Source organism: Hoeflea sp. TYP-13 (genome assembly GCF_040932035.1).
Taxonomy (GTDB): domain Bacteria; phylum Pseudomonadota; class Alphaproteobacteria; order Rhizobiales; family Rhizobiaceae; genus Hoeflea_A.
In genome coordinates this window covers 38,414-60,686 of the sequence record NZ_JBFRBB010000006.1, presented here as the reverse complement: position 1 = coordinate 60,686, position 22,273 = coordinate 38,414, and the positions used below count along the sequence as shown (strand labels likewise).

21 protein-coding genes and 1 pseudogene are annotated in these 22,273 nt (G+C 57.3%); 11 read left to right on the top strand and 11 right to left on the bottom strand.

Annotation, left to right across the window (positions count from 1 at the left end; genetic code table 11):
- Positions 1–69: 69 nt before the first annotated feature.
- Positions 70–837, top strand: coding sequence for a YoaK family protein (locus ABVT35_RS25950; RefSeq protein WP_368470519.1), 768 nt, complete (start codon positions 70–72; stop codon positions 835–837).
- Here the strand turns inward: ABVT35_RS25950 and ABVT35_RS25945 are convergent.
- The 8 genes from ABVT35_RS25945 to betI form a co-directional block, all read right to left on the bottom strand.
- Positions 821–1,945, bottom strand: a complete 1,125-nt coding sequence (locus tag ABVT35_RS25945) for a DUF2333 family protein (protein WP_368470517.1) — start codon at positions 1,943–1,945, stop codon at positions 821–823. The two genes, ABVT35_RS25950 and ABVT35_RS25945, sit on opposite strands and share 17 nt — an antisense overlap.
- Positions 1,938–3,239 carry a DUF6638 family protein gene (locus ABVT35_RS25940; RefSeq protein WP_368470516.1) on the bottom strand — a complete coding sequence of 434 codons (1,302 nt, stop codon included), beginning with the start codon at positions 3,237–3,239 and terminating at the stop codon, positions 1,938–1,940. Before ABVT35_RS25940 ends, ABVT35_RS25945 begins: the two co-directional genes overlap by 8 nt.
- Positions 3,239–5,155: an AAA family ATPase gene (locus tag ABVT35_RS25935; RefSeq protein WP_368470515.1), complete on the bottom strand. Its 1,917-nt coding sequence runs from the start codon at positions 5,153–5,155 to the stop codon at positions 3,239–3,241. The genes ABVT35_RS25940 and ABVT35_RS25935 overlap by 1 nt, the downstream gene beginning before the upstream one ends.
- Before the next feature lie 3 nt (positions 5,156–5,158).
- Positions 5,159–6,304, bottom strand: a complete 1,146-nt coding sequence (locus tag ABVT35_RS25930; RefSeq protein ID WP_368470514.1) for a hypothetical protein — start codon at positions 6,302–6,304, stop codon at positions 5,159–5,161.
- Between the two features lie 12 nt (positions 6,305–6,316).
- On the bottom strand, positions 6,317–7,405 hold the full coding sequence (locus tag ABVT35_RS25925; protein ID WP_368470513.1) for a hypothetical protein: 1,089 nt from the start codon (positions 7,403–7,405) through the stop codon (positions 6,317–6,319).
- A 380-nt stretch (positions 7,406–7,785) separates the two neighbouring features.
- Positions 7,786–8,178 (bottom strand): cytochrome c family protein, encoded by a 393-nt coding sequence (locus tag ABVT35_RS25920; RefSeq protein ID WP_368470512.1) that lies wholly within the window; start codon positions 8,176–8,178, stop codon positions 7,786–7,788.
- Positions 8,179–8,309: 131 nt separating this feature from the next.
- Entirely contained in the window at positions 8,310–8,897 is a 588-nt protein-coding gene (locus ABVT35_RS25915; protein WP_368470511.1) for a thymidine kinase, read from the bottom strand.
- 75 nt (positions 8,898–8,972) lie between these two features.
- Positions 8,973–9,551: a transcriptional regulator BetI gene (betI, locus tag ABVT35_RS25910; RefSeq protein WP_368470510.1), complete on the bottom strand. Its 579-nt coding sequence runs from the start codon at positions 9,549–9,551 to the stop codon at positions 8,973–8,975.
- 166 nt (positions 9,552–9,717) lie between these two features.
- On the opposite strand from betI, the gene ABVT35_RS25905 reads away from it, so the two are divergent.
- The 6 genes from ABVT35_RS25905 (at position 9,718) to ABVT35_RS25880 (ending at position 15,379) form a co-directional block, all read left to right on the top strand.
- A complete protein-coding gene (locus tag ABVT35_RS25905) occupies positions 9,718–10,662 on the top strand; it encodes a choline ABC transporter substrate-binding protein (RefSeq protein ID WP_368470509.1) in 945 nt (314 codons plus the stop codon).
- 130 nt (positions 10,663–10,792) lie between these two features.
- On the top strand, positions 10,793–11,629 hold the full coding sequence (gene choW / locus ABVT35_RS25900; RefSeq protein ID WP_368470508.1) for a choline ABC transporter permease subunit: 837 nt from the start codon (positions 10,793–10,795) through the stop codon (positions 11,627–11,629).
- Positions 11,626–12,687 carry a choline ABC transporter ATP-binding protein gene (gene choV / locus ABVT35_RS25895; protein ID WP_368470507.1) on the top strand — a complete coding sequence of 354 codons (1,062 nt, stop codon included), beginning with the start codon at positions 11,626–11,628 and terminating at the stop codon, positions 12,685–12,687. Before choW ends, choV begins: the two co-directional genes overlap by 4 nt.
- A 114-nt stretch (positions 12,688–12,801) precedes the next feature.
- A complete protein-coding gene (locus tag ABVT35_RS25890; RefSeq protein ID WP_368470506.1) occupies positions 12,802–13,563 on the top strand; it encodes an SDR family NAD(P)-dependent oxidoreductase in 762 nt (253 codons plus the stop codon).
- A 6-nt stretch (positions 13,564–13,569) separates the two neighbouring features.
- Positions 13,570–14,595, top strand: a complete 1,026-nt coding sequence (locus tag ABVT35_RS25885) for a CaiB/BaiF CoA transferase family protein (protein WP_368470505.1) — start codon at positions 13,570–13,572, stop codon at positions 14,593–14,595.
- Positions 14,596–14,617: 22 nt separating this feature from the next.
- Positions 14,618–15,379 carry a HugZ family protein gene (locus tag ABVT35_RS25880; protein ID WP_368470504.1) on the top strand — a complete coding sequence of 254 codons (762 nt, stop codon included), beginning with the start codon at positions 14,618–14,620 and terminating at the stop codon, positions 15,377–15,379.
- A 60-nt stretch (positions 15,380–15,439) separates the two neighbouring features.
- Here ABVT35_RS25880 and ABVT35_RS25875 read toward each other — a convergent pair whose 3' ends face one another.
- Positions 15,440–16,495, bottom strand: coding sequence for an agmatine deiminase family protein (locus ABVT35_RS25875; protein ID WP_368470503.1), 1,056 nt, complete (start codon positions 16,493–16,495; stop codon positions 15,440–15,442).
- Positions 16,496–16,763: 268 nt separating this feature from the next.
- On the opposite strand from ABVT35_RS25875, the gene ABVT35_RS25870 reads away from it, so the two are divergent.
- Positions 16,764–17,096, top strand: coding sequence for an ArsR/SmtB family transcription factor (locus tag ABVT35_RS25870; protein WP_368470502.1), 333 nt, complete (start codon positions 16,764–16,766; stop codon positions 17,094–17,096).
- 7 nt (positions 17,097–17,103) lie between these two features.
- Positions 17,104–18,186, top strand: a complete 1,083-nt coding sequence (locus ABVT35_RS25865) for an NAD(P)/FAD-dependent oxidoreductase (protein ID WP_368470501.1) — start codon at positions 17,104–17,106, stop codon at positions 18,184–18,186.
- Here the strand turns inward: ABVT35_RS25865 and ABVT35_RS25860 are convergent.
- Positions 18,183–19,556 carry an MFS transporter gene (locus ABVT35_RS25860; RefSeq protein ID WP_368470500.1) on the bottom strand — a complete coding sequence of 458 codons (1,374 nt, stop codon included), beginning with the start codon at positions 19,554–19,556 and terminating at the stop codon, positions 18,183–18,185. The two genes, ABVT35_RS25865 and ABVT35_RS25860, sit on opposite strands and share 4 nt — an antisense overlap.
- A gap of 120 nt (positions 19,557–19,676) precedes the next feature.
- Between ABVT35_RS25860 and ABVT35_RS25855 the strand changes: the two genes are divergently transcribed.
- Positions 19,677–20,648, top strand: coding sequence for a nucleoside hydrolase (locus ABVT35_RS25855; protein ID WP_368470499.1), 972 nt, complete (start codon positions 19,677–19,679; stop codon positions 20,646–20,648).
- Between the two features lie 257 nt (positions 20,649–20,905).
- Positions 20,906–21,199 (top strand): GYD domain-containing protein, encoded by a 294-nt coding sequence (locus ABVT35_RS25850; protein WP_368470498.1) that lies wholly within the window; start codon positions 20,906–20,908, stop codon positions 21,197–21,199.
- A gap of 83 nt (positions 21,200–21,282) precedes the next feature.
- Here the strand turns inward: ABVT35_RS25850 and ABVT35_RS25845 are convergent.
- Positions 21,283–22,249 (bottom strand): annotated as a pseudogene (locus ABVT35_RS25845) (IS481 family transposase).
- Positions 22,250–22,273: the final 24 nt, after the last annotated feature.

Sequence of the window (22,273 nt, the reverse complement as noted above, 5' to 3'; positions counted from 1 at the left end):
GCAACTTATTTTACGGTTGTCCTGCAAAATCCACTCGATCAAAAATTGTGTGGCCAACAGGATTGTCCAATGTCATCCATTGATGATCGCCCGTCAGCAAAACGGCGCAATCAATTCACCGACTTCAACGGCACGCTGTTTCCCTCGGCGATGGCCTTCATTTCGGCACTGGTGGAGGCAATCTGCTTCATCGGCCTGTTCCAGCTCTTTACCTCATTTATCACCGGCAACATGATCATGATCGGTGTGGAGCTTGCCGACGATGATCCGCAAATTCTGGCCAAACTCTTTGTGCTGCCGCTCTACATTGCTGCTTGCATTATGTGGAGCTGGCTTTACCACGACACACCAAAACCGTCACCGACGGCGATCCGCCGTGCGCTATTGGCACAGGCCGTTTTCCTCGCTCTGGCACTCGTACTCGCCCTGGGCTTTTCGCCAATCAGCAAATCAGACTGGCTGGCCATCATTCTTGTGGCAACGCCGACTGTCTTCGCCACGACGCTTCAGATTATCACGTTGCGGCACCAGATCATCACCCAGCCGCACACCACGATCATGACCGGAAACATCGCCCAGATAAGCATCACCATTCTGGAATGTTTTTACAACAGAACCGCGTCGCGAAACGCAAGCGAACGGGAACACGACAGCTACGACCACAAGAGCATAAGGCACCAGTTTGCGATCATTGCCGGCTTCTTCGCTGGCGGTGTCTCCGGCGGTCTTGGTTATTTCAGCTTCGGCTTCGGCTTTCTGATCGTACCCATTCTCATCTTGATATTCTTCGCAAGCCTGGGCGGCATCAGTTCGGAAACGCCTAGCGATCGAGAATAGAGCGCACTTCGACGAGATTGGAACGCACCCGCAACAGGTAAAAGCCAACGGTCGCCAGATGCGAAGGCATGATCCAGCCGTCCTCCTTGCCATTGGAGACGATTACCGGGTCGAGGTCGAGCGTCGCCCGAAGCTGCTCCTCCATCGTGTTCCACACGTCCTCGAGCTGGCGGCTCTTGATCACATCGCCGAAGTCGGCATGCGCGGCCGTCAGGATGCCGTAATAGGCGTAAAGCTGACCGTAGGCGAACCAATACTGATTGTCCGCGCGGGTATCGAACCAACCGGCATTGCTGATGTCCGAGCGGTCCCTGAGCGCAGCGGAGGTGGAACCGATATCGCTGGCGATCCGGTCGACAAAGCGGATGAGGTTGTCGGCCCGTGCATCAAAGACCGCCGTGCAGGATTCCAGCCGGTCGTTGAAGGCACGAAGGCGGTCCCTGCCCTCGCGATAGGCGCTTGGTGTCGGCGTAAGCGGCCCGAAAGGCGTGAGGCTGAAATACCAGGTATACAGATCATACTGCAGGCGACCACGTGCCCGGTCGAGATCCTTGTCAACCGCTGACGTCCCGCGCACGCGTCCGAGCGCATCCACCAGCTCGATGGACGTTCGCTGGACGGCCTGCTGCACGCCGCGCTGGAACGATGCTTTGTTATCCAGAAACGGCGTCGCGTCCCAGGGCAGACCAAAAAAACCGGCCTTGTAAAGCAGCGTCGATGATATCCACGAATTCTGATCGACGTTGAAGTCGATGAGGTCGGCGGTAACATCGACAATCACCGAGCGGCTGCAGGTTCTGGTGGTAGCGCCGCTGTTTTCGATCGAAGGCTGATCTCCGGCCTTGGTGCTCGTATCTTCAAGACTATAGGCAGCAACGTAATCGGGATTGAAGTTCCTGATCCACAGCACTCGCCACAGGAACATTGCGTAGAGGACGACCACGATCAGAACCAGGCCGCCAACGACCGCCTTTAATATGAAGCCCTTGCTGCGATACCACCGCCCTGCCGCCAGAAATGGCCACAGGATCCACGCGATAATCAAACCGATACCGTGTCCTATCCAGGTGAATACGCGTTCGAAAAACGCAATGATAGGATCAAGCATCGTTTTCTTCCTCTTCAAAACCGTAGAGACGGCGGCGGAACGCTTTCTTGTCCCGCAGATAGGTGTTGGAAAGTGTCTTCACGACGTGGGCGCGAAAATCTTCGCTATAGGATTCATAGTGTTCGTAAAAGCCCTGCTTGTCGAAAACGAAACGGGAGACAAAGTCGGAAGGCACCAGAACGCTCAAAAGCCGGTTTGTAAGCCAGCAATCCTCGTGATCGGGCTTTGCCCGCACTAAAAGAAACAGATCCTTTGCATCCGCATCGTCAACGGGAAAGCTACCCTCTGCCCGAATGTGCCGGTCCGCGCTCTGCAGAAACGGATAGCCGCCGTCTTCAGTTACGGCTTTGGCATTGCGGTGAATCCAGGTCTGCAGCCAGATCGCATCGACCCGGTCGAAACGGACATCCGGGTCGTGTTTTCGTATCAGCGACAAAAGCAGCATGTCGGTGCGGTGATCTATGTACCCGGATTGCTCAATCCAGGAGGCATGCGGCAGTTCGATGCGGCCGGTGCGCCGCAGGAACTCAAAAATACGTTCGTGATCATCCAGCGGAATATAGCTTACCTGCCATGGTCGCGAGCGACGGAAGCCCGGAGCCTGCGGATCGCAGATCACCGTGGTCGATTTGCCGTCGAGAAATACGAATATGCCGCCGAAGTGACCGGACCAGAATGCTTCGTGGCGAAAGACGACCTGGTCGGGAACCAGATCGTTTTGGCGGATGTCTCCGGTTTCCTTCGCAAGCTCAACCATGCGGTCGATCATGGCATCGTCGCGCCAGGCATTGGGCGATCCGAGGAGCCGGTCACAAAGCTTGCGAAGCTCTTCCGCCTTGCCCAGCATATTGTCGGCGGTCAGCACATGGAAGTTCACTTCCTGGATCGACAGGAGGTCCTCGATGTCTTCGACCTGCGCGACATCTTCTCCGATTTCGCCGTAAAGCACGTCGCGAATTGTCACCGCGTGGATTGCGCGCCGATTGGCCTGAAAGAAAGCATGCATCAGCGAACCGGTGTTGGAAAAACTCGTATGGACCACCGGCAGGCTTTCCTGGGCCGGGGTCAAAATGATGAACCGGCGGTTGACCGCGTTCGGATCAAGATATTGCTGGTCATCCATTTCCTCGGCAATTTCGGGTGAAAAGCCGGTCATATCGATCCGGAAACGGGTAAGCTTTGTTCCGGGAAGACCAAAAGCTTCCAGCGCTTTGTTATAGCGCTCGATGAGATGCGGTTCGATAACCTCCATCAGCTGTCCGTAGATCAGATCGTGTTTGACAAGAAGCTCCATCAGGCGTCCCAGCGTCCGTCACGCTTCATCGTCTCGATCTCACGCACAGCCTTTTCCCTTTGGCGCTCACGCCGGATAATATCCTCCACCGCCGCATCGTCGGATTTATCCGTGTAACGGAATTCGGAATCGGCATAGCGGTTGATTTCCTGCAGCACCATATCGATCGAAAACGGCCCGCGCAGTTCTTCGATCATGGCTTTCTTGTCGTCATAGGGCTTGTGCATGAAGGCGTCCGGGGTTTCGAACCACGCATCCGGCAGTTCGATGTCCATCGCCCGCATCTTGATCGCATCGGTGATGTTCTTGATCGCCCGGCCTGTAAAGCGCGGCTCGGCCAGCTTGATGCGATGGAGATAGCTGCCGACATCGGCCATGGTTTTGATGTCGCCATGTTCTTTCCTGTAGGCTTCCCACACCGCAATCAGGCCGTCTTCCTTCGGTTTGTCATGCCCCGCATAGGAAGCAGAAACCGCCTTCTTGATCTGCTGTCCGGCATAAAGATCGTGTTTGCCGAGCGGAATGTCGTGGTTGCTTCCGGCAAGGAGCACGAAGATATCGACATAGTCGTCCCGGCTTTGCGGGCCATCCACCAGCCATCTTGCCCCGGCGCGCTGGCGCAGCGCGTCATCGACATTTTCCGGATAGTTGGAAAACATACCGAACGCGCAGTTGCCTCGGACAACAGTCGAGGCACCAGCAAAGCTTTCCATCAAAACCGCCGTCACCTCATGCTGACCTGCGGACGCCCGGTCGTCGGCGCGGCGCGCAGCGATCTGATCGATGTCATCGACGGTACCGAAGCCAATCGCCCGCGGATTGACGACGTTGTCGACAAAGGCCTTGCAGTTCTGACCCGACTTGCCCTGATAGGAGGAGATCTGGTCGACCCCGAAATTTTCATAGTGGAAGGGATAGCCGGCCACCTGGCAGTAGTCGTTGATCAACCCGGCGATCATCTGGATGAGGATGGTCTTGCCGGTGCCCGGCATGCCGTCGCCAATGAAGGTGAAGAGAAAACCGCCAAGTTCGACAAACGGGTTCATCTGCCGGTCGAAATCGTAAGCCATCAGCATTCTCGCAAGCTTCATGGCCTGATATTTGGCGATGTGGTTGCCGATGATTTCGTCGGGCTGCTTGAAACTCATCGACAATGGCTTGCGGCGCTCTCCCGGAGCAACCTCAAAACCATCCAGGGTGAAATCGTCCTGCTCGATGCGGATATGCACATCGGCAAAATGTGAAAGACCGGCAAAGCGCGACCGCCGCTGCAACAGCCCTTCAATTGCTGTCCGCGCGAGGGCCTTTGCCCGCGCGGTAAGTGTGGCATCGTCCGCGGATCCGCTCAAGGCGTCATCAAGCCCTGCAAGCAGCGATTTCAGGGCATCCTGCGGCGTGTCGAATTGAAAATCCGGCTCTTCCAAATCGTTGACCGGTTCGCCTTCCGTTCCGAGCGTTTGCAAAAGATAAGCGGCAAAGGTGAATGCCGCCACGTAGGAAGATGCCGACAAAAGCGCTTTGAACTGTGCCGCGGCTTCCCCGGAAAGCGGCGACGACGCATTTTGCGCCTGCAGGGTTTCAAGATGCGTCTGCTTGGCAAACACATCGGACAGCGCCAGCGCAACCGCAAGCCCTCGACGCGTGCGGAACAGCAGATTGTGCTGTGCAATTGACAGCATCGGATCATCGGGGTGGATCGACGCAATAGTCTTGGCGAGTTCGATCTCCCGCGTTCGACGAACCGAGCCGGTGGAGACGGTGGAAACAAACCGTCGGCCGGTACCGGCAAGGCCGCTTCGCGAGCGGCCATCGTCGCGCTGCAATATGACCAGTCGCGTCACCATGCTCTGCGCGGTGCTCTGGTGCCTGGCGATATCGTCTTCATGCACCGTGGTCAGACCTGTGTTCTGGCTCATCGGCTAGACTCCGCTGGTTATCTGATTGCCGGATATGACGTGCACCTGGAAGCCACGGAACACATCGTCGGCTTGACCGCTTGCATAGAGCGCCTGATAGGCGTCATGCGGCACAAGTGCGTGTTTTTCGTAGTAGCTGACCCCTTGCCGAGCGGCTTCGAGATCGCTGGTCTCTATGTGAAATTCCTGACGCGCCGGCGTCGAACTCCAAAGGCCGCGCTCGGCAGGACGCTCGGATGCAGCCACAATCTCCTGAACGGTCCAGGTCAGCATCCAGGCATTGTCCGCATTTTTTACCTTTGACAGGATGTCGCTGACCTTGCTGTTGTGCTCCGTCACACCGGCGGAATAGAAAGGGCCAAGCACGAAGCGGCGCAACTGTTTGGGGTGAAGCTCGTCGAAATCCTTGTCCAGATTTCCGGCAATCGTCGCCGGGGTCAGCGAATAGCTGCTATTGCTTTTGGCAAACTCGTCGAAGCGGTTGGCAAGTTCCGGATTGAGCAATCCGGCGACGGGAAGCGGAATGGTGATCTTCGGGTTGAGCTTGCCGCTGGGCAGCACAAGCATCTCGCAAAGCTTGCTGCTGGAATCCTCGATCGTAGCCATGTAGACCACCGGCAGAGACTGACTACCGTCAAACATGCCCCAATGCACGACATAGTAGGGCCGTTTTGTCTTTGGGTTCACCGAAACCCTGATCGTTTCCGGCAGGATGAAAGGCGCAAACACCTCGCCTTTTCGGATCGTCTCAAGATAGGAACGTTCCGCCATCCTTGCCTGCAATGCCTTAGGGAAATCCTTCTGCCGCAGGATGTGATCAACCATTTCCTGCCTCAGTTCATCGGCAGGCGGAAGGGCGTTCAGCCGCTGGTCAGCATTCTTGCGGTCATTATCGAGTTCCAGAACATTCCGGAAAGCAGGAAACCCGCTCTCCGCCCGTGATATCCGGAACGTATCTGCAAATCCAATGCGGTTCTGCCAGCATGAGAAGGTCTGCCTCAGCCGTTCGACATAGGGCACAACGACCCGTCCGATCAACTTGTGTTTGTAGAGCGGCGAATTCTCATCCGCCAAAAAGGAATCGAGCCCGCTCAAGGCGCTGTTAACTGCACCGAAATATCGTTCAACGTGACCGTTTTCACTGCCCATCTTAGCGCCGCATCAGGCCTGCACGTAGTCGGCCGCATTGTGCTTTTCCATCACTTCGGAGAAGCGGCGCGCAAAAGCATCGTCCGCAAGTTTCTTGCGCCTCTGGATATCCTGGGTCGCGAGCATATTCTTTTCATGCATCTCCAGAAGATCACCGATATGGCGCTGCGCGGCCGAGCCGATACCGGCCATGGTCTCTTCGGCAGCGGTATCGACCTGGCTGCCAAGCGTGTTGATCTTGTGGGCAACATCCTGCTGCGCCGCGGTCTTCAGAGAATCTTCCAGCGCCTTGTAAAGAACAATGCGCTGCTCAGTGTCGATGCTCAGCTTGTTGATCAGCGTGTTTTGCGCGGCAATCTGGTTGTTGAGGGAATCGACGAAGGTCTGGAACATGGACGTATAACGTTCGAGCGTCTGGCTTTCGGCAAGCAGTTCCTGCTCCTTGGCCTGCGCCTCGTTGTATTCGTTTGCAAGCTGCGATCGCTCGCCCTCAAGCTCGGCCCGCTCCTTCTGGTCCGTCGATGCCGCAATGCGGTTTTCAAGATCCATCAGCAACGGATTGAGTTCGTCGATGCGCGTTTGCACGGCTTCCATCTCGGACATGGTGCCCTTGCGCCGGTCGATCACCTCAACCAGGCTCGCCTCCGACGTCTTGTAGCGATCGTCGAGGATGCTTTTCTGCTCTTTCAATATGCCGACAATGGCATCGGATTTGGCGAGCAGTTCCTGCAGGTTTCCGGCAAGCGACATGTTGCGGACGCGGTCGGTGCGCATGCGCTGCATTCTCTGTTTCGAAAACACGCCGATGAATTTCTCCCAGCCGGAAAAATTCTTCATGCTCTCGAATTCCGCCCCGAATACGTTTGTTGCGTCCTCAAGCCCGATGATCAGATCTGCAATATTGGCTTCCATGACCTTCTGCTGCTTCAGAACGTCTTCAATGCGGGCATTCTCGATATCGAATTCGGCATCCCCGAGCTTGGTCTCGGCCTTGGCGAACTGTTCCAGGACAATACCCGACTGCTCGAGCTTCGAGCGCATTTCGTTGACAATGCCTCGGGTCTTGTCAATTTCCGAATCGAGATTCTGCAGCGTTGCCATGAATGCCCCCTTATTGTTGCCAAGTCGCTCCGATATCCGGGCTGCGACCGGCGCATTTATACATTGAATTGCCTGTCATGTTGACGGCAAATCTGCAATTTATACGGCAGCCACCATTTGCGGCAGCCTTTGTGCTTAGGTGTATTTTCTATGTTGGTATTGGACTACGCAACTGCAAGTCTGCCGGTCCTTCGCTATAGGTTCGAAAACCCATTCACACCAAATGCCTGCAGACGGCAAGCAACGCCTGATATTCTTCTAAATCATTGTTAATAAATAGAATATCCAGACAATATTTAATTCCGCTCCCGACCGGTAAGGTTTTGAATCAAAAAACGCGCCTGAGGGGCGCGTTTTTTGAGTTCCAATGCGAATTATCGCTATTTCTTTGCGGCTTCCGGATCCTGGAGATAGGCAATCAGGTTTTCCATATCCTTATCTTTCTTCACGCCGGCAAAAGCCATTTTGGTTCCTTTGATGAGATCCTTGGGCTTTTTCAGGTAAAGTGTCAGCGTCTCGACATCCCAGACCTTGTCGTCGTTGCCGAACTCAATCATGGCATCCGAATATTTGAAACCTTCGACCTGGGCAATCGGACGATCGATGATTCCGACAAGATGCGGGCCGACCTTGTTTTTCTCATCGTCCACCACGTGGCATGCTTTGCATTTGCGAAAGACCTTGGCGCCTTTTTTGGCATCGCCATCGGCAAGTGCCGGCGCGGCAAATACAGCTGCCGCTACTGTGACGGCTGCAAAAACTCGAAATCCCATGGATCCCTCCTTGTTCTTTATCGGGGGCATCATTAACGCCCATGGCACCTCTATATCAATGGCGCGCACCCTACAATTATTCTAATTGGCAATATGCCGCACCTTCAGTAGTGGCAAATTGAGGCCAAATTTTAAGGAGTAATGCGCCCCATGGCGTCTTCCCAGTGGCGGCGGCACAGCGATACATAAGTTTCATTGCCACCAACAACGATCTGCGCTCCGTCCTTCAGCGGCTTGCCGTCAGGGCCGAGCCGCACCACCATGGTGGCCTTGCGGCCGCATTCGCAAATGGTGCGGATTTCGCGCAAGGTGTCGGCAATGGCGAGCAACGCCATAGACCCGGGAAACAGCTGCCCCTGAAAATCCGTGCGCAACCCGTAGGCCATGACCGGAATATCGAGACGGTCGGCCGTGCGCGCCAATTGCCAGACCTGCTCTTCGGTCATGAATTGCGCTTCATCGACAAAGACGCAGGCGATCTCGCGATCTTTCTGTTCCCCGGCGATCCTGGCATAAAGATCATCTTCCGTTGAAAACGGAATAGCCTCGCATTCAAGACCGATCCGGGAACCGATTTTGCCCTTGCCGGCACGCTCGTCCAGCGCCGCAATGAACCGCAGCGTGTGCATGCCGCGTTCCCGGTAATTGTAGGAAGCCTGGAGAAGAAGCGTCGATTTGCCGGCATTCATTGCCGAATAGGAAAAATAGAGTTTAGCCAAGGCGCGGCCTGAGTTCTTGTTGATCTTGAACGAACACTAGCGTCGCCGGCGGTCCACCTGAACACCGCCGTTCGGTTATCCCCGACCTTCTATCTGCTTTTGCACATAATCCTCGACGAGACGTTCGGCGCTTTCATCCTTGTTAAGGCTGCCGAGCGCCTTGCGGATATAGAGCCCGTCAATCAGTGAGGCGACGCCTTCCGCCACCGATTGCGCCTGATCGCCCACGAGCGGCCTTAGATTGTAGACAAGGTTGGAACCGAGCCGCCTGGAATAGACGGATAAAAGCGCGTGCGCTTCATCGGAAACCTGGGCGTGCACATAAAAGACCAGCCACACGGAGACGGTTTCAGGCTTGAACTGCTCCCTGCCGAGGCTGGCCTTGATGATGGCGGAAATCCTCTCACGCGGCGTGCCGGCCTTTTTCATTTCCCGGCGCACCTGCTTGCCGTATTCGGTCAGCAGATACCGCATGGCTGAAACGATGAGAGCATCCTTGCTGCCGAAATAGTGATGCGCGAGCCCCTGTGACACGCCTGCACGCAGCGCGATGTCGCGGATGGTAATGTCGAGCGAGCCGCGTGCATGAATGGCCGATATCGCCGCTTCAACGAGTGAGCGCCGCCTGATCGGCTCCATCCCAACTTTGGGCATAATTTCTCCTCTTCATTACGCCAGACTCACACATTAATGGGGAGGCAACGCTAAAAAAACCTATTTATTTTGAACATTCATTCAATAAAAGCTTGCAAAACCGTCGCGTTTGTGGCGCGATGCGCCCAGCAACCGCGAAATGATAATCCTAAATGGGGGGTCCGCTATGACAACCATCAAAACCTCAATGCTGGCGCTGGCATTTTCCGCCGCCATTTCCGCACAGGCTTTTGCCGCCGAACCGGAAAGCTGCAAGACCGTGAATTTCTCTGACGTCGGCTGGACGGATATCACCGCCACAACCGCCGCGACGACAGCCGTTCTCGAAGGCCTCGGCTATGACACCGATATCAAGCTGCTTTCGGTTCCGGTCACCTACACTTCGCTGAAGAACGGCGATATCGACATTTTCCTCGGCAACTGGATGCCGACTATGGAAGCCGACATCGCGCCCTACCGCGAAGACGGTTCGGTCGAGACCGTGCGTGAAAACCTCGAAGGCGCGAAATACACGCTGGCCACCAATGCGGCCGGTGCAAAACTCGGCATTGACGATTTCAGCAAGATTGCGGCACAGCTCGAAGCGCTCGACGGCAAGATCTACGGCATTGAGCCGGGCAACGACGGCAACCGCATCATCCTCGACATGATCAGCTCTGACGCATTCGGCCTCAAAGGTTTCGAGCTGGTTGAATCCTCCGAGCAGGGCATGCTTGCCCAGGTGGCCCGTGACGACAAGCGCGACAGGCCGATTGTCTTCCTTGGCTGGGCGCCGCATCCGATGAACGCGAATTTCGAACTGACCTACCTTTCCGGCGGCGACGATCATTTCGGCGCGGATTTCGGTGGCGCCACGGTCTACACCAATGTGCGCAAAGGCTATGTCGATGAGTGCGCCAATGTCGGCGCGCTTTTGAAGAACCTCAAATTCTCGCTCGCGATGGAAAACGAGATCATGGGCGCGATCCTCGATGACGGCGAAGAACCTTCCAAGGCCGCCAAGGCCTGGCTGAAGGCGCATCCGGAGGTTATCGAAGCCTGGCTTGCAGGCGTGACGACCGCCGATGGCGCAGACGGCCTCGCGGCTGTCAAGTCCAGCCTCGGCATGTAACAAGCCGCATACACAACCGCCCCGTTTTCCACGGGGCGGTTTTTTGTTGCCGCAGGCACAGGCCTGCGAAGATTGCGCACCAATCTACAAATTGCTCTATTAAGAGGCTGAACTGCGCGGGGGAGCCAGCATGGAATGGCTGACGGAATACAAGATACCGGTGGGCAAATGGTCAAAGGCCGTTGTCGACTGGCTAACGGACCATGGCGGGTGGTTTTTCGATGGGCTGGCAACGGGCCTCGAAAACGCCATTGATGCAATTCTGTGGATTTTGCAAACACCGCCACCGCTGTTGATTGTCGCCGTTTTTGTCGCCGCGGCCTACGCCTTGCGCCGTTCGATCTCCACGGCGGCCTTTGTCGCAATCAGTTTCCTCTTCATCATCAACCAAGGATATTGGGAGCGCACGACCGAGACCCTGACCCTTGTTCTTTCGGCCTGCCTCGTCTGCATGGCTCTTGGCGTGCCCGTCGGCATTGCGGCGGCGCACAGGCCAAGGCTCTACACATCAATCCGCCCGATCCTCGACCTGATGCAGACCTTGCCGACCTTTGTGTATCTCATTCCGGCAATTGTCTTTTTTGGGATCGGCATGGTGCCCGGTCTCATCGCCACCGCGATTTTCGTCATACCCGCACCCATCCGGCTGACGCATCTGGGCATTTCGTCGACGCCGCAATCGCTGCTTGAGGCCGGTCAGGCCTTTGGCGCGACCAAGCGGCAACTGCTGTGGAAGGTTGAACTGCCCTACGCCATGCCGCAAATCATGGCGGGCCTCACCCAAACCATCATGCTGTCGCTTTCGATGGTTGTCATTGCTGCGCTTGTCGGCGCCGACGGGCTTGGCGTCCCGGTCGTGCGCGCCCTCAACTCGGTTAACACGGCGCTCGGTTTCGAGGCCGGATTTGTCATCGTGGTTGTGGCCATCGTGCTCGACCGGATGTTCCGTGCCGGAGAAGAAGAATGAGCAAGCCAGTCGTAAGCTTCAAGAATGTGGATATCATCTTCGGTGACAACCCGAAGTCGGCCCTGCCACTGGTTGACGACGGTCAGAGCCGCGAGACAATCCAACAGGAAACCGGCCAGGTGCTCGGTGTCGCCGGCGCGAACCTCGACGTCCAAAAGGGCGAGATCATTGTCCTGATGGGGCTTTCCGGCTCCGGCAAATCGACCCTGCTTCGAGCCGTCAACGGCCTCAACCCCGTCATTCGCGGCGAAACGCTCGTCGACAATGGCGATGATTACGTTGACCCGCAGCGTTGCTCGGCGCGCGACCTTCGGCATCTGCGCATGGAGCGGGTGGCGATGGTGTTTCAACAGTTCGGCCTGCTTCCCTGGAGAACGGTTGCCGATAATGTCGGCTTCGGTCTGGAGCTGTCGGGAATGCCTACGTCCGAGCGCCGGGCGAAGGTCACTGAACAGCTCGAACTCGTCGGCCTTTCACAATGGGCCGGCCGCCGCGTCAACGAACTTTCAGGCGGCATGCAGCAAAGGGTCGGTCTTGCACGCGCTTTTGCCACTGGCGCCCCGATCCTCTTGATGGACGAACCCTTCTCGGCCCTCGATCCGTTGATCAGAACCCGGCTTCAGGACGAACTGCTGCAACTGCAGGAACAGCTTCACAAGACGATCATCTTTGTCAGTCATGACCTTGATGAGGCGTTCCGCATCGGCAACCGCATCGCCATCATGGAAGGCGGGCGGATCGTCCAGTGCGGCACGCCGCAGGAAATCGTTCAAAACCCTGCCAACGAATATGTCGCGGACTTCGTCGCCAACATGAATCCGCTCTCCATGCTGGTCGCAGGGGACGTTATGACGGCCGGCAAAGGCGACGGAACTGCGGCTAATGGCGAATTTTCCGGAACCGCGAAACCGGATACACCGCTGACGGATATTCTTGATACCATAGCCAGGAAGCCGGGCGCCGTCGGCATTGTGGAAAATGGGGCACTCGTCGGAACAATCACGGCACAGGATATTGTCAAGGGCTTGACCAGCCACCGTCAGTCTGCCACCCAGTGACCGAACGTTCGGTCTGATCCGGCCGAACGCCCCGAAACAGGGATTTCCATAAAGTTTCGCCGGTGCGACAAACGCACCCGGCGGGTTCTAATGTGACAGGCACGGGAGGTTTTGATGAAGGCTAACGGACAAGCAGCAATCGTAACGGGCGGCGGATCCGGACTTGGCGCGGGAACGGCCAGAATGCTGGCAGCTGCCGGCGCAAAGGTCGCCGTACTCGATATCAATGAAGAACAGGCCAAGGCCGTCGCTGACGAAATCGGCGGCATCGCCATAGCCTGCGATGTTTCGAGTGCAAAGGCGGCGGAAGACGCTGTTGCGGCAGCGGCAGACGCCCATGGCGAAGCGAGAATTCTGGTCAACTGTGCAGGCATTGCCAATGCAAGCCGCATCGTCGGCCGCGAAGGCCCGCACGATCTCGAACTCTTCTCCCGTGTCATCAATGTCAACCTTATCGGATCCTTCAACCTGCTTCGCCTGGTTGCCGACCGGGCGTCCAAGCTTGACGCGCTGGACGACAATGAGCGCGCGGTCATTATCTCGACCGCATCGGTGGCAGCATTCGATGGTCAGATCGGACAGGCGGCTTATTCGGCCTCCAAGGGCGGCATTCATTCGCTGACCCTGCCGGCAGCCCGCGAACTTGCCCGTTTCGGCATTCGTGTCATGACGGTCGCGCCGGGCATCTTCGGAACGCCGATGCTTATGGGTATGCCGCAGGAGGTTCAGGATAGCCTTGCCGCTTCCGTCCCCTTCCCGTCGCGCCTCGGAACGCCGGAAGATTTTGCCGCGCTCGTCATGCACATCCTCGACAACACGATGCTGAACGGCGAGACCATCCGCCTCGACGGTGCCATTCGCCTCGCGCCGAAATAAGCAGCCATGAGCAAGCCGCTCAACGGTTTGAAGCTGGTGGAAATGGCGGGGCTCGGCCCCGCCCCTTTTGCCTGCTACCTGCTGGCTGGCCTCGGCGCCGAGGTCACCCGCATCGAAGCAAAGGGCAGGTCCGCGGTCTTCCTGCCGCTTGATCCACAGACCAACCCGGATGTGCTCTACAGGAACATATGCGAACTGGACCTGAAGAGCGACGAGGACCGCAACGCGGCCCTTGCGCTGATTCAAGAGGCTGATGTGCTGGTCGAAGGCTTTCGGCCCGGGGTCATGGAACGGCTGGGGCTCGGGCCCGATGAAATGCTTCAAGCCAATCCGCGCCTGATTTATGCGCGCATGACCGGCTACGGCCAGAGCGGCCCGATGTCCGACCGAGCCGGCCACGACCTCAACTACATTTCCATGTCCGGCGTCCTGTCGATGATCGGCCGCAAGGATTCAGGCCCCGTGCCGCCGCTTAATCTCGTCGGCGACTACGGCGGCGGGACCATGGTGCTCATTATGGGCATCCTGTCAGCGCTCTATGCGCGCGAACAGACCGGCAAGGGACAGGTCATCGACACATCCATGGTCGAGGGCTCGGCAATGCTCGCAACGCCGATCTTCTCCTTCATGGCGTCGGGCATGTGGCGGGGCGGTGAACGCGGGCAGAACCTGCTCGACACCGGCTGCCCTTTCTACGACACCTATGAGACGGCGGACGGCCGCCATGTTGCGGTTGCTCCGCTGGAGCCGCAGTTTTTCGCGGCGTTGATCGAAGGCCTCGATCTTGATCGTGGCTGGACGCAAAAGCAGTATGACAGAGAATGCTGGGACGAATTGCGGGATCTTCTCAAGGCAACGTTTCTGACAAAGAGCCGCGATGAATGGGCTGCGGTCTTTGCCGCGAGCGACGCCTGCGTAACGCCCGTTCTGACACCCCAGGAGGCGGCAATTCACAAGCACAATACGGCCCGCCAGAGCTTTGACACAGTTGCGGGCCATATCATGCCGGGGCTGGCGCCCAAATTTTCCTGATAGTCAACAAACCAGGCGGTCCATGGTAGATAAAAAACAGATAATCCGCGAAACCGACGACGAGGCGCGTGCTCTGGCGCGCCGCCTTATCAGCGGTTCGCGATACGGCTCACTCGCCGTGCTGCTACCCAAAGGCGGGCATCCATTTGCCAGCAGAACGGCGGTCGCGAACGACGTCGACCGCACGCCGGTCATTCTTGTATCGGCCCTTTCCGAACACACATCCGGCCTGATGCACGATCCGCGCGTGTCACTGCTGCTCGGCGAGCCCGGCAAGGGCGATCCGCTGGCCCATCCACGCATTACGCTGCAATGCCAGGCCGAAAAAATCGATCGCGAAGATGAGCGGCATACACATGTGCGGTCGCGTTTCCTGCGCCGACATCCCAAATCTGCGCTTTATGCCGATTTTCCCGATTTTGCCTTTTTCCGGCTCAATCCTGTTTCGGCCAGCCTCAACGGCGGCTTCGGCAAGGCCTATCACCTGCAGCCGCAAGACATCCTGATCGAATCCCCCGCGAGCGCCTCCCTGTCAGAGCTGGAAGACAGCGCTGTCGAACACATGAACAACGACCATGCGGATGCGGTCGCCATTTACGCGCGCATCATTGCAGGACAAAAGACCGGTAAGTGGAGCATCAGCGCAATAGATGCGGCTGGTTTTGAGCTGGTCAGCGGCGACCGGCTTGCCCGGGTCGAATTCGAAACCGTCCTCGAAGATTCGAGCCGCCTGGCGCCAACCCTGGCCGAACTTGCTAAAAGCGCACGTGAAAGCCAGGGATAAGTCCGCCTGTCACAAATCCGGCAAGCATGCAGTTCGATACGGATGCGCGGGTAGTGGGTTCTATTCGGACATGGCGCTGAGCAGCCGAACGGCCGTCGGACCGGACAACTGCCAAGTCAGGCATCTAACGGAACCCCCAAGATCGCATACCTTGTTGGCCGGCACGGGAATGACCGTTTTTGTCGTATGCGCGCGGATCGTCTCAAGCGCCCGGTCGCTGACGCCATCGCCGAAATGCGGCATGTAAATATAGTCTCCAGTCACGGTCGCATTCACATTGATTCCGCACGCGCCGCCTTCCTTGTCGTCCCAGTCAAGAGCCGCTTCGATTTCCACGATCTCGATCCCCGGAAAAGCCGTCTGCAATTCGTCCAGAATTTCCGATCGAAGCGGCTCGGGATAGCGATTGACGATGATCGTGTTCTCTTCGGTGAACATCACCATCCCGTCGCTGTGGGCAAGAATGTCGTCGTCGGGCGGCAGGATGGCGACTTCCTGCGCACCAAGCAATTGCCTCAAAACCGCCCTGCCTTCTTCTTCCGATAAATCATTATCCTCTAGGAAGCGGTCGGTGGTGACGACGCGCCCGGCATAGTTGTCGACGATATTGCCGCCATCCAGCACATAGTCAGTCTTTTCAAAAGACAACCCGAAATTGTTTATAAACCGGCTGAACCCGTCCTGCATGTAGTCGGCTTCCGCCTGGTCGCCCTCAAACGAAGCAGCCGTGTATCGGAACTGAACCGGATTGAACGGGTTGATCGTAGTGTAGTCGCGCATCCAGATATGCGGCAATTCGGCATCGACGAGAATTTCGTCAGGCACTCTTCCTTCAAAAAATGGCCTTGTTGCTTCGTCCACGACGATCCGTATTTGGTCGTGTCCAAGGACAGAATTCGCGTAGGCGACATCGAAGTCGACAATGTTCTGAAACACGTCCGCAAAGAGCGGATCGTCCTCGGTATCGCCGATCGACGGTGCAGCGATCACCAGGAGAAACTCTTCTTCGGCATCGCCCGCAAAGGCAACCGTCGTGAACAGGCTGGCGCAGCCAAGCAGCGTCATGGCTCCGGCTGTCGCGAATGCGCGGATAAGTCTGAAAATCCTGCCCTCCATCGGCAAATGCAATCCTGCGCTGACAGCGCGCTGTACCACCCTGACCGTGATATTGACTTTACAGGAGCCAGGAAATTGTGGGAGCCATCCGATGAGGTCTATGCCCAATTATTTCCGGCGGATTAGCATAGCATCTTGTCAATGATTTCAGAAAATTTCGGCCAAAGTGCCTCAGACAGGCTCACCGCATATCAATGCGCTGGCATTATCTGCGAATTTGCTTATATAAGCATGTGAGGAATTAGATCGAAGAAGGATCGCTTGGACCATGTCACCGATAGTGGAAGATCGGGCCGCACAGGCGGATTTATCGGGCAACGCCGAACAGGCGGCACAGCTTCTGGCTGCCATGGCCAACCCGAAGCGGCTTCTCATTCTTTGTAATCTGGTTGGTGGCGAGATGGCCGTCGGATCGCTCGCCAAAACTGTCGAGCTCAGTCAGTCGGCCCTGTCGCAGCATCTGGCAAAACTGCGTGCCCTCAAGCTCGTAAAGACGAGACGTGACGCCCAGACCATTTACTACTCACTGGCTTCTGGCGAAGTACAGGCCATTTTGGAAACGCTTTACGGTCTCTACTGCGAAACGCCGAAAAAGACCTAGGCGCAATATGGGGCAATCCAACCCGAAGATTGTCATTGTCGGCGCCGGCATCATCGGGGCATCGGTCGCCTATCACCTCGCCCGCCGAAATGCGTCTGTGACCTTGATCGATGGCGGCAACCCGGAAGACAGCGCAACCGGCAAATCATTTGCCTGGATCAATGCGTGGAGCGGTACAGCCGCGCCCTATGCGCATCTGCGGCACCACTCTCTTCAGGAGTACCGAAGACTTCAACATGAATTCAACGGCACGCTCCCGCTCAACTGGACGGGAACACTCATCTGGAAGGCCGGGGCTGCGGAAACGGAAAGACGCGTGCGCGATCAGGCGGCCGCCGGTTATGACGTGCGCCTGGTTGAGCGGGACGAAATCGCAAGCCTCGAACCCAAGTTGAAAAACCCGCCGCCCCTCGCCGCCTTCACCGTGGGTGAAGGGTCCATCGAACCTGTTGAAGCAACGCAAATGCTCCTGCAGGCGGCACGGCAGGCCGGCGCGGAAATCCTGCGGCCCGCCAGGGCAGACGCGCTCGCCGTCAAGGGCGACAGGATCACCGGCGTGCGGATCGCCGGAAAGACAATTAATGCGGATGTTGTTGTTCTGGCCGCGGGCATCGGCACAGGCACCCTCGCCGCTTCGGTCGGTGCTGGAGTGCCCGTGGACGCTTCTCCGGCAGTCCTTGCGCGGTTCAGGACAAGCGAACCGCTTGTAAACACCGTTATCATCAATCCGGACATGGAGGTTCGGCAAATCTCCCCGAATACCATGGCCGCTGCGGCAAACTACATCGATGCCTCGGGCGAAAACGGTCCGCACGCCGTTGCCGAACGGATCCTGTTGCAGATCAGATCGGAATTTACCGGGGCACACTCTGTTGCTTTGGACAGTGTAGAGGTCGGTTGGCGCCCGATACCGGCGGATGGCCTGCCGGTGGCCGGCTTCGCACCGCAGGTGAAAGGGCTTTATCTGACGGTCATGCATTCCGGCATCACGCTGGCACCGGCAATCGGACGTTTTTCGGCGGCAGAGATCCTCGATGACATCGAGGTCCGGTTGCTTGATATATGCCGGCCGGGCAGATTCGGAGATTAAGCCGTTTCGGCCCGTTCACGCTCAACCAGCGCCCAGATCACGCCAATCGTTCCAAGCACCAGCACACCGGTGAGCAGGAACACAGCCCGATAGCTTCCCGTGGCGGCAAGGATCGAGCCGCACAATGCCATGCCGATAGTGCCGCCAAACATCTGGATCGTGAGATTAATGCCGCTGGCCTGCCCCTGCTTTGCTTTCGGCACCGCGCTCATCAGGGCTCTGCGCGCCGGAATGGATGCAAAGGGCAGCGTGGCGCCCCACAGGACCAACGGAAGCAGGACGAGCCAGTAGCTCTCATAAACACTTAGAAGGCCGATGAGGACGACCGCTGCGCCATTGAGTGCGAAACCAAAGATCAACGGCGGCCTCGCACCGAAACGGTCGGTGAGCCTGCCGGTGGCGATCGATGTTGCCAGCGTCGGCAGCACGGCGATCATCACCGCCAGCCCGGATTCTATGGGCGAACGGCCGAGCTTTTCCTGCAGGAACAGCGCGACAAACACAAAGATGATGATCTTGTTGAACTGGAAGACGAAAAAGGCAAGCGTGCCGCCCGCAAAGGTTTTGATGGCAAGTAGATCAAGTTCGATCAGCGGCTCATCGCGCCGGACCTCGATCACGACGAAACATGCCATGACCGCCAGCCCACCAATCAGCAGAATGAGCGTCCACCGGTCTGACCAGCCCCAGTCCGTGCCTTGCATGAGAACAACGACCAAAGCCACGAGCCCGAGCAGAAGCGTCAGGAATCCACCAAGATCAAAAGGCTTTTTGGAACGCTCTTTTGACCCCGGTGCCTCCGGTTTCCAGGCGATTGCGACGACGAAGGCGATCGCAATGACAATGGGTAGGTTGATCAGAAATATCCATCGCCATGACAGCACCTGCGCAAACAGCCCACCAAGCAGCGGTCCACTCGACATGAAGAGGCCGCCGACCGTGGTCTGCACACCGAAGGCCGTGCCGCGCCTTTCCGGTGGAAAACTCGCCGTGACCATCGCCATCGATGTGGGAAAAATGATCGCCGCGCCCATGCCTTGCAAGGCTCGCGCCGCAATGAGCCAATTGCCTGACGGCGCAAGGCCGGCAGCGAGCGAAGCGATCGCGAACAGCACGGCGCCGGTCAAAAACACGCGGCCGTGGCCCAGCGCATCGCTGAGGCGTCCGCCGACGGCCACAAAACAGGTGAATGTCAGAAGATAGGCGTTGACGACCCAGTGGCTGGCAATCTGGCCCATGGCAAGATCGCTGCGGATCGTCGGAAGCGCGACGCCCACCACCGTCTCATCGAGTACAGTGAGGCCAAGGACACCGCTCAGGGCGCCCAGCAGCCACCAGTGCCGGTTTTCTCCAAATACACCTGCTCCCACGCGCTGCTCTCTCCTCCGGCCGACAGCATACACCGCGCCGATACGAAATCACTTGACTTCGCGCCCGCTATATATTCACCGTCTGCGCCTTATTGCTCAATCAAACAACAAAAAGGAAATATGATGAAGCACAAGGTCATTATCGACACCGATCCGGGCATCGACGACACGATGGCGATCGCCTACGCCATTGCCCATCCGGATATCGATCTCATCGCGCTGACGACCATTTTCGGCAACGTATCCGTCGAGGAGTCTACGCAAAACGCACTGTCGCTGCTCGACTATTTCGGACAGCAGGCCGACGTGGCACAGGGCGAAACGCGGCCGCTTGTCATGGAGCCGAAACCGCACAGCTATTTCGTACACGGGCGAAACGGCCTTGGCGAAGTCGAGATACCGAAATCAGCCCGTTCGGCGGTCGATTTAAGTGCGGCCGAGTATCTGATTGAAAAAACGAAGGAAATGCCGGGCGAAATCGACATCTGTGCGGTCGGCCCTCTGACCAATCTGGCGCGGGCGCTGGAAATCGACCCGACAATTGCCGAGCGTGTGAAAACCGTATCGGTCATGGGCGGTGCTGTTTATCGCCCGGGCAATGTTTCTCCTGTGGCCGAAGCCAATATATGGAACGATCCGGACGCCGCAGAAAAGGTGTTTGCCGCTTCATGGCCGGTGGTCCTGGCGCCGCTCGATGTGACAACGAAGGTGGTTCTGTCACCGCATTTCTTTGCTGATCTGGAAGAAGCCGATCCGAAGGTCGGCAAGCTGTTGTCGGATATGGCGCGCTTCTACGCCCGCTTCTATCGCAGCCACTCAGGCATTAACGGCTGCATCCCGCATGACGTCATGGCGCTCGCTTATCTCACAATTCCGGGCGTTTACATGCAAAAGCGCGGCGCACTGGCAACGGTCACCAAGGGACCGGGCATCGGCCAGACCATCTTCAACCCGGCTGGCAAGCCGACTGTCGATCCGATGTGGGGTGAGCGTCCGCAGCATATAGCGCTGCTTGACATCGATGCGGGCTTCTTTGCCGCCCACTATTTCGACACTATCGCCAGACGGTCACCGACGGAAATCGGCGATTGACGCCAACCAGACCGTTTCGCGGTCAAACTGAAGCTGTTGAACCGCAAAATCGGATCGCTCGGACAGTCCCGCGTTTCTTCAGGCGGCGCTACGGACGCTCGCATAGATAGCCACAATCAAGAAATTCCTTTGGAATTGAGGCTGCATGCGTCAGAATATCCAAGGCAATTAAAAACAATTCGCCAAACGTTACTTAGAAAAGAAAAATACAAAGGGATTAAAGATAGTAATCTGACGTCGTATAGTGGAGATTTCTTATGGCTACATTTATCTTGCTTGCCAACTGGACGAAGGAAGGTTTTCGAGACATTAAGGATTCGCCGGATCGTCTCGACTCTTTCAAAGCAGCCTGTAAAGAACATGGTGCGCAGATCACTGCTTATTACATGACGATGGGCCCTTACGACATGGTTATCATTGTCGAAGCGCCCGATGATGAGACCGTTGCAAGGCTCGCACTCCAGGGCGGGGCTCAGGGACACACCCGGACCCTCACGCTAAAAGCGTTTAGCGAGGACCAGTACCGCGAAATAGTAACCTCGCTAGGTTAGAAGCATCCGGTTGGGTGTTAAGCATCCGGCCCTGGGGCCGGATGGTCGAATTTGTGGCGTGAAGGGATAATGATCCAGACGCTCTAGTTGTGGAGCCTCAACAGGTTGTCCTGGTTGAGATCGAGGCGACTGATGGGCGTTTTGTCTTTTATGCCGCCATGGGGCCTGTGCCAATTATACATGTGGTTCCAGATTGGCAGTTCGGCGGCCCGTTGGTCTGAGGTTTTGTAGGCTCGCGCATAGGCCCATTCGCGCAAAGCGGTCTGAATGAAGCGCTCGGCCTTGCCGTTGGTCCTGGGTGTATAGGGCTTGGTGCGGATGTGTTTGAGGCCGAGCTCGCGGCAGGCGTCGCGGAAAGCGAAGGATTTGTAGCAGGAGCCGTTATCGGTCATGACGCGCTCGACCTTGATGCCCAGGCTTCGGTACCAGGCGACGGCGGCCTTGAGATGTGCCACGGCGCTGACGGCTTTTTCATCGGCATGGATCTGGGTGAAGGACAGCCGCGAATGGTCGTCAATGGCGACGTGGACATATTCCCAACCGGGCGCCGTCCCATTGTTGCGCTGATTGCTTTGCCGATGCCGATGGCCGGTGATGCGGTGTCCGATCCGATTGAATTTGCCCAGTTTCTTGATATCGAGATGGATCATCTCACCGGGGGCGGCACGTTCATAGCGGCGCACCGGCTCTGCCGGGGCGAGGTCCTTGAGCCGTGACAGACCGGCCCGCTTGAGCACCCGGCTGACCGTGGCCGGCGACACGCCAACCTGTGTGGCGATATGCTTGCCGGTCCAGCGTTGGCGCCTGAGCGCGATTATGCGGGCGATGGTTGCTTCGGACACCGGGGAACGCAGTCTGTGTGGCCGCGAGGAGCGATCGGCCATACCGACAAGGCCGTGCTTCCTGTAGCGTTCAACCCAGCGTGCCACGATCTTCGCCGAGACACCAAAGGCGCGCGGCCTGGGCTTTGGAAAGACGGCCTTCGATCACCGACAGTGCCATTTCCTCTCGACGGCGTGGCATCAGACGGGCATTCTTGTGGATGTTCATTCGGACCTCTCCTTGAAGATTGAA